17 protein-coding genes are annotated in these 17,117 nt (G+C 55.7%); 6 read left to right on the forward strand and 11 right to left on the reverse strand.

What is annotated here, in order from left to right:
- Positions 1-720: RNA polymerase factor sigma-32 (locus tag RT613_RS04320; RefSeq protein WP_313613259.1), on the forward strand; the 720-nt coding region annotated here is incomplete at its 5' end.
- Positions 721-826: 106 nt separating this feature from the next.
- On the opposite strand, the gene RT613_RS04325 is transcribed toward RT613_RS04320, so the two are convergent.
- Positions 827-3,187, reverse strand: coding sequence for a hypothetical protein (locus RT613_RS04325; protein ID WP_313613261.1), 2,361 nt, complete (start codon positions 3,185-3,187; stop codon positions 827-829).
- A 60-nt stretch (positions 3,188-3,247) separates the two neighbouring features.
- Complete coding sequence (locus RT613_RS04330; RefSeq protein WP_313613262.1) at positions 3,248-4,546, reverse strand: adenylosuccinate synthase; 1,299 nt, start codon at positions 4,544-4,546, stop codon at positions 3,248-3,250.
- Positions 4,547-4,782: 236 nt separating this feature from the next.
- Here RT613_RS04330 and RT613_RS04335 point away from each other — a divergent pair, with 236 nt between their 5' ends.
- Positions 4,783-5,670: a DMT family transporter gene (locus tag RT613_RS04335; RefSeq protein ID WP_313613264.1), complete on the forward strand. Its 888-nt coding sequence runs from the start codon at positions 4,783-4,785 to the stop codon at positions 5,668-5,670.
- Positions 5,671-5,770: 100 nt separating this feature from the next.
- Here the strand turns inward: RT613_RS04335 and RT613_RS04340 are convergent, their stop codons facing one another.
- Positions 5,771-6,316, reverse strand: a complete 546-nt coding sequence (locus RT613_RS04340) for a transglutaminase-like cysteine peptidase (protein ID WP_313613266.1) — start codon at positions 6,314-6,316, stop codon at positions 5,771-5,773.
- 447 nt (positions 6,317-6,763) lie between these two features.
- Between RT613_RS04340 and aztD the strand changes: the two genes are divergently transcribed.
- Both aztD and RT613_RS04350 read left to right on the forward strand, forming a co-directional pair.
- The gene (gene aztD, locus RT613_RS04345) at positions 6,764-7,993 is read left to right on the forward strand and encodes a zinc metallochaperone AztD (RefSeq protein WP_313613268.1); all 1,230 of its coding nucleotides are present in this window, start codon (positions 6,764-6,766) and stop codon (positions 7,991-7,993) included.
- Between the two features lie 313 nt (positions 7,994-8,306).
- On the forward strand, positions 8,307-8,888 hold the full coding sequence (locus RT613_RS04350) for a transglycosylase SLT domain-containing protein (RefSeq protein ID WP_313613269.1): 582 nt from the start codon (positions 8,307-8,309) through the stop codon (positions 8,886-8,888).
- 106 nt (positions 8,889-8,994) lie between these two features.
- Here the strand turns inward: RT613_RS04350 and RT613_RS04355 are convergent, their stop codons facing one another.
- From RT613_RS04355 to RT613_RS04375, 5 genes are all read right to left on the reverse strand, one after another.
- Positions 8,995-9,606: an alpha/beta hydrolase gene (locus RT613_RS04355; protein ID WP_313613270.1), complete on the reverse strand. Its 612-nt coding sequence runs from the start codon at positions 9,604-9,606 to the stop codon at positions 8,995-8,997.
- 130 nt (positions 9,607-9,736) lie between these two features.
- Positions 9,737-10,681 (reverse strand): VOC family protein, encoded by a 945-nt coding sequence (locus tag RT613_RS04360; RefSeq protein ID WP_313613272.1) that lies wholly within the window; start codon positions 10,679-10,681, stop codon positions 9,737-9,739.
- Positions 10,682-10,907: 226 nt separating this feature from the next.
- Positions 10,908-11,981, reverse strand: a complete 1,074-nt coding sequence (locus RT613_RS04365; RefSeq protein WP_313613273.1) for a DUF2218 domain-containing protein — start codon at positions 11,979-11,981, stop codon at positions 10,908-10,910.
- An 87-nt stretch (positions 11,982-12,068) separates the two neighbouring features.
- Positions 12,069-12,773 (reverse strand): uracil-DNA glycosylase, encoded by a 705-nt coding sequence (gene ung, locus RT613_RS04370; RefSeq protein ID WP_313613274.1) that lies wholly within the window; start codon positions 12,771-12,773, stop codon positions 12,069-12,071.
- A gap of 39 nt (positions 12,774-12,812) precedes the next feature.
- Positions 12,813-13,208 carry a VOC family protein gene (locus RT613_RS04375; RefSeq protein WP_313613275.1) on the reverse strand — a complete coding sequence of 132 codons (396 nt, stop codon included), beginning with the start codon at positions 13,206-13,208 and terminating at the stop codon, positions 12,813-12,815.
- 208 nt (positions 13,209-13,416) lie between these two features.
- On the opposite strand from RT613_RS04375, the gene RT613_RS04380 reads away from it, so the two are divergent.
- Positions 13,417-13,779 (forward strand): YbaN family protein, encoded by a 363-nt coding sequence (locus RT613_RS04380; RefSeq protein WP_313613276.1) that lies wholly within the window; start codon positions 13,417-13,419, stop codon positions 13,777-13,779.
- Between the two features lie 11 nt (positions 13,780-13,790).
- Here RT613_RS04380 and RT613_RS04385 read toward each other — a convergent pair whose 3' ends face one another.
- Genes RT613_RS04385 through RT613_RS04395 form a run of 3 tightly spaced genes read right to left on the reverse strand, consistent with a single transcriptional unit; the run spans position 13,791 to position 16,548 of the window.
- Complete coding sequence (locus RT613_RS04385) at positions 13,791-14,528, reverse strand: heme ABC transporter ATP-binding protein (protein ID WP_409558762.1); 738 nt, start codon at positions 14,526-14,528, stop codon at positions 13,791-13,793.
- 41 nt (positions 14,529-14,569) lie between these two features.
- Entirely contained in the window at positions 14,570-15,658 is a 1,089-nt protein-coding gene (locus RT613_RS04390) for an iron ABC transporter permease (protein ID WP_313613279.1), read from the reverse strand.
- A complete protein-coding gene (locus tag RT613_RS04395) occupies positions 15,655-16,548 on the reverse strand; it encodes a hemin ABC transporter substrate-binding protein (protein ID WP_313613281.1) in 894 nt (297 codons plus the stop codon). The genes RT613_RS04390 and RT613_RS04395 overlap by 4 nt, the downstream gene beginning before the upstream one ends.
- 219 nt (positions 16,549-16,767) lie before the next feature.
- On the opposite strand from RT613_RS04395, the gene RT613_RS04400 reads away from it, so the two are divergent.
- Entirely contained in the window at positions 16,768-17,115 is a 348-nt protein-coding gene (locus RT613_RS04400; protein WP_313613282.1) for an antibiotic biosynthesis monooxygenase, read from the forward strand.
- Positions 17,116-17,117 lie beyond the last annotated feature (2 nt).

Raw genomic sequence — 17,117 nt, forward strand, 5'->3', positions numbered from 1 at the left:
GCCAAGATTGCCATGGGGTATCGCGGTTATGGCCTGCCGATCGGCGAAGTTGTGTCGGAGGGTAACGTTGGCCTGATGCAGGCTGTCAAGAAGTTCGATCCGGAACGTGGGTTCCGTCTGGCAACCTATGCCATGTGGTGGATCAAGGCCTCGATCCAGGAATATATCCTGCGGTCATGGTCGCTGGTCAAAATGGGTACAACTGCCAACCAGAAGCGCCTGTTCTTTAACCTGCGTCGCCTCAAGGGCCGCATTCAGGCCATCGATGATGGTGACCTGAAACCTGAGCACGTGGCTGAAATCGCCAAGAAGCTGAAGGTGTCCGAAGAGGAAGTCGTATCGATGAACCGCCGCCTGCATGGCGACGCTTCGTTGAACGCTCCCATCAAGGCAGCCGAAGGCGAATCCGGCCAGTGGCAGGATTGGCTTGTCGATGACCACGACAGCCAGGAACAGGTGCTGATCGAGCAGGACGAACTCGAGACACGTCGCCACATGCTGGCCCGCGCCATGAGCGTGCTGAACGACCGAGAACGCCGTATCTTCGAGGCCCGTCGCCTCGCGGAAGATCCGATCACTCTGGAAGAGCTTTCAGAAGAGTTCGACATCAGCCGTGAGCGCGTGCGCCAGATTGAAGTGCGTGCCTTCGAAAAGGTTCAGGAAGCCGTACAAAAACAGGCTTTGGAAGCCGCCAAGGCGCTTCGCGTGGTTGACGCGTAAACTCATACGACGGTCAGGAACGACACTGTCGCTCCTGATCCCATTCAACAAAAAAGCCCCCGAACGATGTTCGGGGGCTTTTTTGTTGGTGAATTGAATGTGAGCCTTATTGACCTGCCACCGGGGCAACAGACGCCCAGTCCTTCAGCGCGGCATCAAATGCCGCGCGACCCTCAGGTCCCTTCTGCATGGTCAGCAGGGCGCGGCGGCCATTGCGATAGGACACTGGAATATCGATCCAGTCGCGGGTCGCAAGCAGCTCAAGGTTGGTCTTCATCGCATCCGGGAAGTCGTTCAGGGCGATCATGTGGAAATCATCCGTGATCTTCGCCGGAACGGCGATCAAGGCGTTACCACGGTCCTGCTCCGTCTGCTTCATGGCAATACGCTGCACACTGTCGATCGCACCGCCTTCAAAGCCCGGAGAAACTGAGAAGACGATCTCGACCAGATGGCTGGCCGGAAGCGACGTGTCGAGGTTGCGCTTGAAGGTAATCAGCGCGCTCAATCCACGGGCCGGAATGCTCATCTGGCCCTGCACAGTTGCAAGCTGCTTGCCGTCTTCAGCCTGCTCATGTTGCAGGCTCCAGTTCACGCTGCCTTCAATGGCAGTCGGAACTGTCTGACCAAGCACCTCTTCATACAGGAACATGCGCTCCGCACCGGCAGCAAGCGGAGCACCTGTTGCTGGCGCGCCTGCAGCAGCGCCCTGCGTGGCAGGTGGTGTGCCAGCGGCATTCGGTGTCTGCGCAGGTGCCGCTTCATTCTGTTCGTAGACAGATTGGCCTTCAGCCGTCGCCGGCTGACCGTTGGAGCTAACAGCCGGACCTTCGTCCCGCTCGCTACCATCTGGAAGAAGTCGCTGTGTAAACTTGTTGCCCTGTACGGAACCGTCATCGGCCTGCTGAACAGGCGGTGTGGCCGGCTCGGATGTCGCCGGTGGCGTATCAGCCGTTTCCGCTGTGCCGTTTGCAGGCTGCTCGGGTGTCGCTGCCGTTTCCGGCTGAGCGGACTGCGTCAGGCCGCTAACCATATCACTCATGGCATCGCGGTTCTGCCACAGCGCATAACCACCACCGGCAAGTAGCAAAACACCCAAAAGGGCCAGCACATAGCTGGCATAATTCCGGCGTGGCTTTTTCTTGACCATGTAAGACGCTGCCGGAACGCCATCGGCAGAAATGCCGGATGTGTCAGCTTCATAGGCGCCAACCTTGCCAGCCACCTTGGTGTCGGCACCAATGCCGTCATAACCAATCAGTTCTTCAAGGTCGTCCCAAGGCGTACGTTCCTTGTTGGCAGCATCCTTGCTGGTATCGATAGGTGCTGGCTCGAAATCAAGCGCCACTTCCTTGACCGAAGGTCTGCCCGCCTGCGCAGTTGCCGTCGTGGCAGCAACCGCAGCGGCACCGGCAACAGCGTCCTTTTGTCCGGCTGGCGGCAGGTCAACGGATGCATCTTCGAAATATGACGAAAAGTCTTCATCCTGCGCCGAATATTTGCGCGGTTGCTCAACGGCAGGCGTCGCAAAAACGTCGTCGCGGTAATCAGCGCGTGCAGCGAATGGATCGCTTTCGTCCTCAAAGCTGTGGCGGTTATCTGGCTCTACAGCACCGTAGGCTGGAGCAACACCAACCTCAGGTTCCTGTTCAGGTTCAGCGTCGCGTTCATCCTCAACGGCGGGCGCAACATAAACCGGCTCAACAACTTCTGGATAGGAGCGTGCTGCCTGCAGCGGCTGCAACGCTGGTTCTTCCGGCTCGATGCGCACCTCATCAGCATAGACGTCGTCATCGGCAGGCTTACGCCATTCGTCTTCTGCAGCGGGTGCTCCGTCATCAACCCAATGAGGTTCCTGTGCATGCACGACAGGTGCCTCATAGGCAGTTTCGTCTTCGCGAACCGGCGCATCTTCTACAGGTACGTCTTCAACCACTGCATCGTGACGCGGCTCTTCGCCGTAAACCGGCTCGTCAACTTGCGGCTGGAAATAAGTCGGTACAACAGGCTCAGGCGCCTGCTCATATACGTCGTGCTCAACCTGCTCAGGTTCGGGTTCGACCACATGCTCATCGGCGGGCGTTGCCGCATAAGCGGCAGGCTCTTCGTCGTCTTCAACCGGCCGCTCTTCAGCAGCCGGTTCTTCGTCCTCATCGGCAGAATCTTGCTCGTATACTTGTTGATCGGAGGCATGTTCCTCCGGTGCAACATAGTCATCATTCACATAGTCGTCGTCTTCTTCGAGTGCTGGCAGGGCTTCGGCATATTCGCCTTCCACCTCTGCAATAGCAGCATCGAGTTTAACGACCTGACGTCGCAGCAACTCCTCCGGTGGGCGCGGGTTCATGTTCTCCAGCTGCCGAACTACGGCACTGCGAGCTTTTTCGTAAACCTTCGCCCGGGTTTCGGGAGTGTTGTTCGCCAGGCCATCCACGGCTTTGCGAATGACTGCTACAAAATCTGCCATAAGCACTTTCTCGTCGTCACCGGCGACGTACCGGCCCGATATGGTTTATTATTTGTGACCTTAATCCTCAAAAGGATCAGTCACAAGTATCGTATCGTCACGCTCAGGGCTGGTAGATAGAAGCGCTACCGGAGCACCAATCAGCTCTTCAACCTGACGAACGTACTTAATTGCCTGAGCAGGCAAATCCGCCCATTTTCGGGCGCCCACGGTTGATTCTTTCCAGCCTTCGAGCGTGATGTAGATCGGCTCGACACGCGCTTGTGCACCCTGGCTTGCTGGAAGATGGTCAATTTCCTTGCCGTCCAGCTTGTAGCCAATGCAGATCTTCAACTCTTCCAGACCATCGAGAACATCAAGCTTGGTCAGTGCAATGCCGGTGATGCCGTTGGTGGCAACTGACTGACGAACCAGAGCAGCATCGAACCAGCCGCAACGACGCTTGCGTCCGGTAACAGTACCGAACTCATGACCCTTTTCGCCGAGGAACTGGCCGATTTCATCGTTCAGTTCTGTCGGGAACGGACCTTCGCCCACGCGAGTGGTGTAAGCCTTGGTGATGCCGAGAATGTAACCGAGTGCACCTGGCCCCATGCCGGAACCGGCAGCAGCCTGGCCAGCGACCGTGTTGGACGAGGTCACGAACGGATATGTGCCGTGATCGATATCGAGCAACGAACCCTGTGCACCTTCAAACAGGATGCGGGCACCGGCGCGACGCTTCTTGTCCAGAAGCAACCAGACGGTTTCACGGAACGGCAGGATTTTGTCGGCAATCGACGTCAACTCTTCCATGATCGTTTCATGGGTCACTTCAGCCACACCGAAACCACGACGCAGAGCATTGTGGTGGGTCAGAATACGATCAACCTTTGCAGCAAGCGCTTCGGTGTCTTCCAGGTCCATGACGCGGATGGCGCGACGACCAACCTTGTCCTCATAGGCCGGGCCGATACCACGGCGGGTGGTGCCGATCTTCGTTCCGCTGTTGGAGGCCGCGTCTTCGCGCATGCCATCCAACTCGCGGTGAAGCGAAAGAATGAGGGTCGCATTGTCAGCAATGCGCAGGTTTTCAGGCGTGACGGTCACGCCCTGTGCAGCCAGACGACCCATTTCAGCAATCAGCGCATGTGGATCAACCACAACGCCGTTGCCGATGACGGCCATTTTGCCAGGACGCACGACACCCGAAGGCAGAAGAGACAGCTTATAGCTGACGCCATCAATGACAAGTGTATGACCGGCATTATGCCCACCCTGGTAACGAACGACAACGTCCGCACGCTCGGAGAGCCAATCAACAATCTTACCCTTGCCTTCGTCGCCCCATTGAGAGCCGACCACTACGACATTCGTCATTTCTTGCTTTCCTGCTTATGGCGCGTGTCTGCGCCCTAACCCAAACCCGCGAATGTATACTGTGTTGTTTTAAGGAAAGCGACCCTGTTTCTGCTAGCGTTTTTTGCTTTTTGCATGACAAAATCCGTGACAAAGCGTCGTTTGCGGCTTTATGTCGGCGCCGACGTGGCGAAAAAAACCGATCACCCTCGGCGATTCCCACCCCGCCTGCATGCAAACCACCGAAAGAATCTCCCGTGCCGACACGTGCCTATATCGCCCTGATTATCGCCACTCTGTGCTGGGGCGGCAATGCTGTTGCGGGCAAATTGGCCCTAGGCCATGTCAGCCCCATGGTGCTGACATATTTGCGCTGGGTGTTTGCCGTGGCCTTCATCTTTGCCATTTCCGCCCCGCAACTGGTGCGTGACTGGCCGGCGGTCAAAAAGAACCTGCCTTATTTCTTTGCGCTGGGCGTCATCGGTTACACCAGCTTTAACGCCTTCCTCTATACCGCCCTGCAATATACATCAGCCATCAACGCGGCGGTTATCCAGGCCGGCATTCCCATGGTGATTTTTGCCCTTAACTTTGCCCTGTTTGGCACAAGGGTGATGACGGGCCAGATCATCGGCTTTTTCATGACCATAACCGGCGTCGCCCTACTGGCCTCGCATGGCGACCTCTGGTCATTGCTGGCCCTCGAAATGAACGCTGGCGATGCCATCATGCTGTTGGCCGTGCTTGTTTATGCGGTCTACACCATCATGCTGCGCTGGAAACCACTGGTGAACTGGCGCACGCTGATGGCCATACCAGCGCTTGGGGCACTGATTTCTTCCGTGCCCTTGATGGGTTGGGAGGTGTGGCAGCAGACCGCCGTCTGGCCTGATCAGAAAGGCTGGATCATAACACTTTACACTGCCATTTTTGCGTCTCTTCTGGCACAAATCCTTTATATCAGAGGCGTCGAGAGCATCGGGGCAAATCGGGCCGGATTGTTCATCAACCTCGTACCGGTATTTGGCACATTGCTGTCCGTCATCATCATCGGTGAAACGCTGCATACTTATCAAGTGCTGGCATTGTTGCTGACACTCGGTGGCATTGCCGTCGCAGAACGAAAAAAGCTGCCAGCCTCTTGAAAGAGAACAGGCAGCCAAGTCAGTCATGAATAGAAAGGCAAAGCGCTGGCGTGGAAAGCAGATCTCCGCATTCCCGTCTCTCAGCGCCTCGAATGGTGTCTCAAAGGGTGATCTCGTCAGCCGCTTTGCCTGAATTGTGCGATCCATTGCCCAGAACGATGCCGCCCTTTGCGGTCTCAACGATCAGAACCTTCTGCAATGAACCGTCCTCACCCAGCGCATAACCAATGCGCAGGGCATGTGATGGCCAACCACGGTGGATCAGTTCCTGCCGTTTGATGGTCGCGCAGTCACCGCAATTGTCGGCCTGCATGAAGGCCGGAACCGAATTGTTGCTGTCGAATGATCCGAAGAAGTCATCCAGCGCCTGCATCGGCTCGTTGACCGCCTTGTTGACACGCAACAGGTCCTTGCGGCGTGCTTCTGTCAGAGAAATCGCCGCACGCGGTGCGCACTGACCGGCAACCAGAACGCAGTCACCAAAGCGAAGGCCTTTGCTGGCCGAGGCTTCAACCGCAATGGTTTGCGTCTTTTCAGCCGAACCGAACCCGCGCGCAAAGCCCGCAGGACCTGCCGCATCGGCTTCGCCACTCACAGATGCTACAAACACACCGCAAATTGCGGCAGCAATGATCTTCTTCAACATGTCATACCCCGTTTCGGTATCAGCCAGCTTGCCCGCCGGTCTTGAATAACGTGTCTGGATTTTTGTTAGGGGTGTCTGTCACCTCTCGGCAACCGATCCCTTCTCCAGTGATACCCACATTACAGGGCAGTCTTTTCGGGGCATTTAAACGGATAGGTACAATTTTAGCGGAATTTGTTTTTATTGCCGTCTAATGCGATTTTTTTGAAAAACTCGTTCTTGGACTGCACAATTCAGTGTCTTCCACAGCCTCGAAGTCATTTAAGACAGCCAGGTTTCACACCGTCATTCCATCCTAAGCCACAGTTTATATTATATATTTCTCTTCAGGCGTGAAACATGTTTCGCCCTAACCTCATAAGACCTGATTTATGCACAGAACATGACTGGACTCACTGCATCTTGTTATCTATGCATGTAACGTTACAACATTACACGGAGAGAAACATGCGAGGAACCTCCCTCAGGGTCCTGTTTGGTGCAGGATTTGCCGGATTGGCATCTCTAATAACAAGCGCCGCCTTTGCGGATGAAGAAAAGAGCGTATGGCGCCTGTTTGTTGCGGATCATATCACGCCGGTTGTTCGCGCCATTGACGCTACCGACGGCAAGGAACTGGCAAAGTTCGACATCAAGGGATTTGCAGCCCTGTCTGTCAGCGGCTCGGGCCAGAGTGTTTTTGCCGTGCAGGGCGATGCCAATACTGTCAACGTCATCAAGTCGGGCATCCGGTTTGAAGACCATGGCGAACACAGCGATCTCGAAACGAGCGATCCGGCTCTGCTGCCCTTCACGATCGAAGGCGAAAAACCCGGCCACGTCGTTTCTCACGGCGATGATGTCGTGATGTTTTACGACCGTGGCGGCAAGGCTGACCTTTATTCGGAACATGCTCTTCTGGATGGCAAAACAGCCACAAAGAGCTTTGACACAACGGCAGCTCATCACGGAGTCGCCGTCACCATGGGCAAATATCTGCTGGTTTCCGTACCAGACATGAAGGCTGAAACAAAACCGGGCGACCTGCCACCGCGACTTGGACTGCGTATCCTCGACGAAAAGGGTGAGCAGGTCGGCGACGTCGCACCATGCACAGGCCTGCATGGTGAAGCCTATTCGGCAAAACTGGTCGCATTCGGATGCGAGGAAGGTGTGCTGATCGCCAGCCCGGTGTCCGGCAAGGAACCCAAGCTGGAGATGCTTGCCTACGGCGACAAGTTGCCCAAGGGCAAAGTCAGCACATTGCTGGGCGGCAAGGCCATGCAGTTTTTCCTCGGCAACTATGGTGAGGACAAGGTTGCACTGATTGATCCGGAAAGCGATGAGCCCTATCGCCTTGTCGATCTGCCAACCCGCCGTGTCGATTTTGCGCTGGATCCGGCTCATATCACCAACGCCTACGTCCTGACGGAAGATGGCAAGCTGCACCTGATCGATACGCTGAGTGGCGAAATTCGCCTGTCGGAAACGGTCACCGAACCCTACAGCAAGGACGGCCATTGGCGCGACCCACGTCCGCGTCTGGCTGTGGCAGGAGATGAAATTGCCATTACCGACCCGCGCCATAGTCTGGTGCGTATGGTCAACGTCAATGACCTGAAAGAAACCAGGACAATCCCGGTTGAAGGTCAGCCCTTCAGCATCATCGCGGTCGGTGGTTCCGGCGCGGTTCATTAACCTGTAGCGCTTCGGCAAGGCTGCTTTGTTAACAGGTAGCCTTGCCATTCCTTTTTTGTGCAGCGCCGAAAAAGCGGGGTTTCGAGCACAAAACTGCGCTTGTCCAGCCCCGTAATTACGCACCTTCCACACCGCGAAAAATGGCAGAAATCCGGCATTTTCCGGACGTAAAACCGGGCACGAGAGGGTCACGTTTCACACATGTTTTCAGAAGGTTAAGCGTAAGGTGAATAGCCGCTAGCGCGTTAACCTTGTCTAAAAACCTAACGTTAGTATTTACCAATTAGTAATCAGCAAAACGTGAGGTTTTGCGATGCGTAAACTATTTGTCGCGCTCTTTTTGACCGCTTTGCTGGCTGGCTGTGCCACAGCACCAACCCAAACGCGCAACATCTGCGCCGTGTTCGATCAGCGTGACGGCCTGTTTAACAACTGGCGCCGCGATGCGCAGGCGGCTGAACGCAGCTGGGGTGTTCCCGTGCCTGTTTTGATGGCAACCATCTATACGGAATCCAGCTTCCGCCAATATGCCCGCCCGGCTCGCACCAAGCTGTTTGGTTTCATTCCCTGGAAGCGCCGTTCTACGGCCTATGGTTATGCCCAGGCTCTGGATGGCACATGGAAAGAATACCAGCGCGACACCGGACGCTGGTCGGCCAGCCGCACCGACTTTACCGATGCCATCCACTTTGTTGGCTGGTACCATAACAAGAGCAACAAACGAAACGGCATCCCTCTGCGCGATACCTATAATCTCTATCTAGCCTATTATTCCGGTCATGGCGGCTATGCGCAGGGCGTCTGGAAAAGCAAACCTGCCATCCGTGAAGCAGCACGTCGTTCCGCCAACATTGCCGATAACTATGCACGGCAACTGCGAAACTGCGGCTACTGAAACAAATCCAGAGAAATTGCGTGCCGATTTCGCGTCCACAGTTGCGTGAAGGCAGAACAAAGAGCGGTTCGGGCGTCTTGATCGTCGCCCGAACCGCTTTTAAAATTTATGCGTAGGGCATGATGAAGTCGCGCACTGCGTCCACCTCGCCCGAGCGGATTTCATGACCGCCCGAATGCCAGACCAGTGACACATCTGCCCCCGTTTCCGCAAAATAATCCGACAGCGATTGTGTCAAAGGAACCGGACAAATCGGATCGCGCTCACCTGCTGTAATCAGCACCTTGCGCTGTTTGGTAGATGGTTTGCTTTGCGGCTGGAATGGAATGAGCGGATGCATCAGCACCGCTGCATCAAACAGATCGGGAAACTCGATCAGCACATTGGCAAGAATATTGGCACCGTTGGAAAAACCAAGCCCGATTACCTTGTTTGCCTGATAGAGATCGCGGTTTGCCTCAACAAATGCAGCCATGTTCTTCGTTGCGCGTTCAAGATCATCCAGATCATAAACGCCCTCGGCCTTGCGACGGAAAAACCGTGCAGCACCATGCTCGGAAACATCGCCACGTGGCGAAATCACCGTTGCCTTGGGCAGTAACCGGCTTCCGAAATCAAAGAACTGGTTCTCATCACCACCCGTGCCATGCAGCACGACAAAAAGTGGCTGGCCAGCGGCGCCTGCCCTGACATTGTGGAAATAATTGTCCTTGCCCATCGAAAGGCTCCTTTCTCTTCGCGTCATGGCTGCAAATCCTGTGCGCCAACGCCCGCAACAGGCGGGGTCCCTCGGGCCAGACCCGAGGGAGACGGTGATCGTGTTTCGTAAATGACCGACAGAAAGGCGGTTAAGCCGCCTTTTCATCACCAAGTGGTTCCAGATGCTGTTCCAGAATACCGCGCAGATGCGCATGCTGGTCCGGCAACTTCAGCGCTTCACCGAGATGCGCCGTGTCTTCGTCCCGATCAAAACCGGGCTCATTGGTGGCTACCTCGAACAGCACACCGCCCGGCGTGCGGAAATAGATGGCCCAGAAGTAATCACGGTCGATAACCGACGTGACCTGATATCCGGTATCCATCAAGGCCTTGCGAACCTCGAGCTGCTTTTCGCGATTTTCAACCGCAAAGGCGATGTGATGGACGGAACCGGCACCGAGCCGCGCACCCGAAATATTCGGCATGGTTTCAATGTCGATGTAATCGGCACCGTTACCACCGGGAATACCAAAGCGCAGGACGCCATCCTGCCGGTCGACTTCCTCGTAGCCCATGAACTTCAGCAGTTCCCCGGTTGCACCTTCATCACGAAGGCGCAGTGACGCGCCCTGAAAACCGTGAATTGCGTGATCGGCCGAAACACCGTTTCCAGTCCACTGAGCACGATTATCCTCCGGCACTTCAACCAGCGCAAAGCCATCGCCATCAGGACCGGCAAAATTCAGACGCTTGTTGCCAAAAGCCTCATCAGCCTTCAGGCCATCTGCACCAGCCTTTGTCAGGCGATCCTGCCAGTAGCCGAGTGATCCTTTCGGCACGGAAAACAGTGTCGTGCCAACTTCGCCTGTTCCTGGGCGACCACGCGCAATATGCGGGAATGGGAAGTAGGTCATGACCGAGCCGGGCGTGCCAACCTCATCACCATAATACAGGTGGTAGACGTCAGGCGCGTCAAAATTCACGGTTTTCTTGACACGGCGCAGGCCGAGCGTATCGGTAAAAAATGCATTGTTGGTGCGGGCGCTTGCTGCCATCGACGTGACGTGGTGCAGTCCCTTGATCTGGTTCAGCATAATGAAACCCTTCGTTCCTGATCCCTAAGAAAGGATTGTTGGTGTTGATGGGCTTATAATTAGGCCGATCTGCCGCCACGCATAGACCAGGGTCTCAGAACGCATTGTTCACAAAATAAGAACAAAAGAACGAACATGTTCAACATTGCGTGCACATCCAAAACAAAAAAGCCGCCAGATGGACGGGCGGCTTTCGGCTCATTGAAGCGACGTGCATGGCGACGTATCAGTGGTCGTCCGCCTCGCCCAGCACCCAATATCCGGCAGTGCGGAAATCATTCTTCGGCAGTTTTGCCTCATCGCTGAGGTACTTCTTGATCTGGCGAACCTCACCCTTTTCACAGGCAATGAACACGTAACGGCTGTCACTGTCCTTGCTCCAGTCATGCTGGCGCAAAGCCTGTTCCAGCAGGCCGGATGTACCAGCCGCCTTGCCATTGCGGTAAAGCCAGGTCCAGTTAACATCGGCACTGGATTTGATGTCCTGACGTTCATTCTCGTCGGCCACTTCGGCGTAAACGGTGATCTTCTTGCCCGCTGGCAGCTCTTCAACCATACGCGAGATAACCGGAAGCGCAGTTTCATCGCCAGCCAGCACGCAGGCATCCACATCGACCGGCACAACACCGCCACCGGGACCGATAATGCCGACCAAATCACCGGCCTTGGCTGTCGCGCCAAAATGCGCGCCCGGCATGTGATCGCCTTCATGCATCACGAAATCCAGCTCGATTTCCCGGCGCTCCACATTGCCATAACGAATGGTGTAAACACGACGGATCAATTCGTCGTCACCTTCCGGCCAGACAACGGCACCGGTTTGCGACAGATGTGGCCACACAGGTGTACGGTTCTGCGGAACGATCAGAATGCGGATGTGCAGACCGCCGGTCATCAGCCGCTCGATGCCATCGCCAACGGAAACGACCAGACGACGCATGCGAGGCGTGACGTTAAAAGCCCTGACCACACGACCTTCAAACAGATTGGGCAATTTGTTCAGATCAGCGCCGTGGCCCCGCCAGCGAAAACGAAGATCTTTGTCACCAGAATATTCTAGAATATGCTCCGCCAGCATCGCCTTGATCGACATCAGGACATGGGCGTCGTAACAATTGACCTCAGCCTGAAAGCGGCCCTTCTCGCCAGCCATTCTGACTTTGCCGTATTCGGTTTCATAATGAAGGACGGCGCCTTCACGAATGACGGGAAAATGCTCGGTAAAGTGCTCCTGAAACTTGTCGACAATGGCCTCAGCATTGGCAATTTCAATCGAGGTTTCAGCAAATAACACAGACACGTCCAAAATCCTTCACGCATAAGTCCAGTTATCCATTAGACCAACGCGCCTGACGTGAAAAGCGATTTATGAGATAAATAGTAAGGTTTACGAGGCTTCTGCCACCGTTTCCGGCAAAGCCCAGTCCACCGGAGTGCGGCCATGCGACGTCAGAAACGCGTTTGCCTGCGAGAAATGGCGGCATCCGAAAAAGCCGTTATGGGCAGACAATGGCGATGGATGCGGTGACTTCAGCACCAGATGGCGGTCGCGATCAACGAACGCTGCCTTCTTCTGCGCATATGAGCCCCACAGCATGAAAACCACACCGTCGCATTCCTCATTCACCACACGAATGACCGCGTCGGTAAATTTCTCCCAGCCCTGGCCCTGATGGGAGGCCGCGCGCGCTTCCTCCACTGTCAACACGCTGTTGAGCAGCAAGACACCCTGCTGTGCCCAGCTTTCCAGAAAACCGTGGCGAGCCGGTTGGATACCAAGATCGCTTTGCAGTTCCTTGTAGATATTCACCAGTGATGGCGGTGTGCGAACGCCGGGCCGTACAGAAAAACAAAGCCCGTGGGCCTGGCCAAGTCCGTGATAGGGATCCTGACCGAGAATGACGACCTTCACCTTGCTGAGAGGCGTCAGGTCAAGGGCACGGAAATATTCGGTGCCCTTTGGGAAGACGTGTTTACCCGCCTGTTTCTGTTCCAGCAGGAATGCCTTGAGCTGGATCATGTAGGGACTGGAAAATTCCGGAAGAAGCTTCTGCTTCCAGCTTTCTTCGAGCTTCACACCTTCTTCCGTCATACCCCTGCCCCTTAAACACCTGTCATTCAGGCGAACATATCACTTGAAACGGCCGCGACGCTGCAGAACTTCGATCTTGTAACCATCCGGATCGCAGATGAAGAAGTAACGCGCGAACAGTTCGTCCTTGCGGTTGAATTCGATGATCTTGCCCGGAGCCAGACCGGCTTCGATCAAACGGGCGTGCTCAGCGTCAAGGTCATCCACGGAAACAGCGAGATGACCATAACCATCACCGAGCGCGTAAGGAACATCGCGGCCCTTGTTGATTGTCAGTTCAAGCTCAAAATTCTCTTCAGCATTGCTCATGTAGACCAATGTGAATGTTTCCTGCTCCACACGCTCCGCTACATTCAGACCGAATGCGAGGGAGTAAAAGTCAACCGAACGCTTTTCGTCCAGCACCCGGACCATCGAGTGGATCATTTTGGCCATGGTGTTTTCCTTCTTCTGTTGGCACTTCGACTTGGAGCCAAATAATTGCCGCATCGGGATAAAGGCATATACAGACGCGAAGCAAGACCTTTATCACAACCTTTAATATAGGAATGTGCCCTACTGGAAGCAAATACGGCTATCGCCGCTGGACATCGACGCCTTATCATGAGAGTTGCACTCATAAAGAAAAACGGCAGCAGGCAACATGCGATACATGTATCTCGCTTTGGGGTGGATTATGGTGGCAACCGGCATCGTCGGCGCTTTTCTGCCGGTTTTGCCAACCACGCCTTTTCTGCTGCTGGCGGTGTGGTGTTTCTCGCGTTCATCGCCAAGGCTGGAAGCGTGGCTGCTGTCCCATCCGCAATTCGGCGCTCCGCTTCGCAACTGGAAAGAAACGGGATCCATTGCTCGTCGCGCCAAGATTGCAGCCGTTTCCGTGATGACAGTGAGCTATGCCATCTTCTGGTTCACCACCGATCCACCTGCCTTGCGTGCGACGCTCGTGCTCATTGTAATGCTCTGTTCGGCCGCATTTATCGTCACGCGGCCGGAACCAAAAACATAAATCTGCACCCTTTACCGGTGGCGTGACTGCGGTAGAACGTAAGGAATATGTGCGGCGGGCAACCGCCCGACAGCACCACCTATGCCATAGACCCGTGCGATGGTTTCATCGCTGATCGTATCAAAGGAAGCACCCTGTGCGGTGATCCTGCCATTGTGCATCACGATCAGGTGATCCGCAAATTCCGCCGCCAGATTGAGGTCATGCAGAATGGCAAGCACCAGCCCGCCCTTCTCGGAAAAATCACGCGCCGTTTCCAAAACACTGATCTGGTGACCGATATCAAGGCTTGCCGTCGGTTCATCAAGGAACAACGCACGCGCCTCGCCCTCTTCCACCGCATGGGGAACCTGTGCCAGCGCTCGTGCAAACTGCACACGCTGCTGTTCACCGCCTGAGAGGTAGTTATAGGATCGGCTTTCAAATCCACGCAAGCCAACATTCACCAGTGCGGTCATCGCCTGGGCGTCAGGGTTCATGTCACCATAGGCAACAGCGCCCATGCGCACGATCTCAAACGCCGTGAACGGAAAGGCCAGCGTGGTGCTTTGCGGCAGCACGGCGCGTTGACGGGCCAGCTGACGTGGAGAAAACAGGTTGATATCAGAACCGCGATAGGAAACCGCGCCGGAATCTGGCCGTATTTCGCCACACAACACCTTCATCAATGTCGATTTTCCTGCTCCGTTCGGGCCGATGATGACGTTGAACTTGCCCGGCTCGAGTGTCAGGGAAATCTCGTTGAGCAACTTGCGCCCGGATCGGGTGAGATTGATACCCCGTGCGGTAATCATGACAGGTTCCTCATGCCGAGACCGCCCTTGCCAAACAGCAGGAACAGGAACACCGGCGCGCCAATCAACGCCGTAACGATGCCGATCGGCAGTTCTGCGGGTGCTGCAACCGTGCGCGCAAAGCTGTCAGCCAGCAGCAACAAGGCGCCGCCGCCCAGTGCCGAAGCGGGCAACAGGAAACGATGTGACGGTCCAATTGCCAGGCGCAGCAGATGTGGCACGACAATACCGACAAAACCGATAGAACCGGCAGCCGCAACAGCTGCACCACATGCCGCCGCAACCGCCAGGATGACCAATCGTTTCAAGCGCTGTACCGGTACACCCATGTGATAGGCGGCCGCATCACCCAGGATCAGAGCGTCCAGTCCCTTGGCGACGAAAGGGATGATCGCCAGAACGAGCACGATAAACGGCAGTGTCGTCAAAACCTTGGCAGGGGTCGCACCACCCAGCGAACCGAGGCTCCAGAAGGTAATGTCACGCAGTGCCCTGTCATCCGCCACAAAAATCATCAAGCCGGTCAAGGCACCACTCAGCGCACCAACGGCAATCCCGGCCAGCACCAGCGTTGTGGTTGAGGTCATGCCATTGCGTGTGGCGATGACGTAAAGAAGCACGGTGTTGATCAGTCCGCCAAAGAAGGCCATGAGAGGCAGGAATTGCGATCCGAAAAAGGCCGACAGCGGCGCAAGCATGCCGCCCCCAAGCGCCAATGCTGCAACGGCAAACAGTGCCGCACCTGAGGTTACCCCGACAATACCGGGGTCTGCCAACGGGTTACGAAACAGCCCCTGCATCATAGCACCGGAAACGCCAAGCCCGGCACCGATCAAAAGCCCAAGCGCCGTGCGCGGCAGGCGCACCGCTTCCAGAATGACGCGGTCACGCGGCTCCATATCGGCAGCATGGCCGGTAAAATAGGCCCAGAGTTCAGCCGGGCCGACACCGGTCGGCCCGCTGACCAGCGAGACAAGACAGGCCATCAGCAACAGGCCAACCAGCACAAGAAGCGCAAGGCCACCAATCCGTGACCTTTTGCCTTCAACGGGAGCGGTGGCAGGCGTCACAGCAAGCGATTTCACGGCTTCACCACATCCGGATACAATTTGGAGGCAAGCTCATGCGCAGCCGCAGGGGTGCGTGGGCCAAAGCCAATCAGATAGAGACCATCCATGCTGATGAGAGCCTTGGAAGCCGCAGCAGGTGTGCTCTGGAAAGCCGGCAGGGCGAACAGTTCTTCGGCAGAGGCCTGATGATTGCCGCGCGCCATGGTCAGGACAACATCTGGCGCAGCGGCAATTACCGCCTCATCCGTCAAAGGCTTGTAACCGGTAATTTCGGATGCCGCGTTGATGCCACCAGCCATCTCGATGATCGCAGCCGCTTCCGTATCCTTGCCACCCGCCATCACGCGACCACCCGCCGTCGACAGCACGAACAAAACGCGCTGCTTCTTTTCGCCAACCGCAGACACATCCTTGGCAAGGGCGGCCAGGCCCGCATTGACCTCTTCGGCCAGTGCTTTCGCCTTGTCTTCAAGGCCAACAGCTGCGCCAACATCCTCGATCTTCTTGGCGATCGCACTGCCTTCCGGCGGCGTGTCGATCGTGACCATAGGCACTTCGCTGTCCTTGAGAATGTTGAGAACATCCGCAGGACCGGCACCGTCTTCCGACAGGATGAGATCAGGCTTTTGCGACAGGATGCCTTCGGCCGAAAGAGCACGCATGTAACCGACATCCGGCTTGGAGAGCGCCTCGGTCGGGAAGCTGCTCGTGGAATCACGCGCCACGATGCGATCCTGCGCACCCAAGGCATAGAGGATTTCCGTGATGGTGCCGCCAACGGCAACAATTCGCTGCGCCTTGACGTTACCGCCCTCTGCCGCCTGAGCAAAAGTGGATGTTACCAGAGCCACCGGCATGAACACACCGAAAGCCAGAGAACGAAGCGAACGTTTTGAAGACATCATGAGCTTTTCATCCAGACAAAAAGGGGCAAGCTGCCACAGGCAATCCATTTAAGTGGAGTTTCGTACACATGTTTAAAAACGCGCGCAAGAGCGCACGAACCAAGAAATGAAAACTGTCAAAACCGCTGGAATTCTTCCGTAAGCGGGCTTTTCAACCCTCTGAACGAACGATATCCTGACAATTACAGGAAACTTATTAATTTCAAGGGAGATATCTGAATGTTCATCGCAATGAACCGCTTTCGCGTTGTGCCCGGTTTTGAGGAAGCATTTGAAAAAATTTGGCGTGAGCGCAAGACACAGCTCAACGAATTGAAGGGCTATGTCGAATTTCACATGCTGAAAGGCCCGAAGTCAGACGACCACACGCTTTATGCATCGCACACCGTTTGGGAAACCCGCGAAGATTTCACCGCATGGACCAAGTCCGAGCAATTCCGCGCAGCACATGCCAATGCTGGCAACAATCGTGGCAAGGTTGAATACCTCTCCGGTCCGCATTTCGAAGGTTTTGACGTGATCATTCACGACGACAAGAACGGCCAGCGCATTTTTGATGCGGCATGAGG

Source organism: Agrobacterium sp. (assembly GCF_032092815.1).
GTDB lineage: Bacteria > Pseudomonadota > Alphaproteobacteria > Rhizobiales > Rhizobiaceae > Agrobacterium.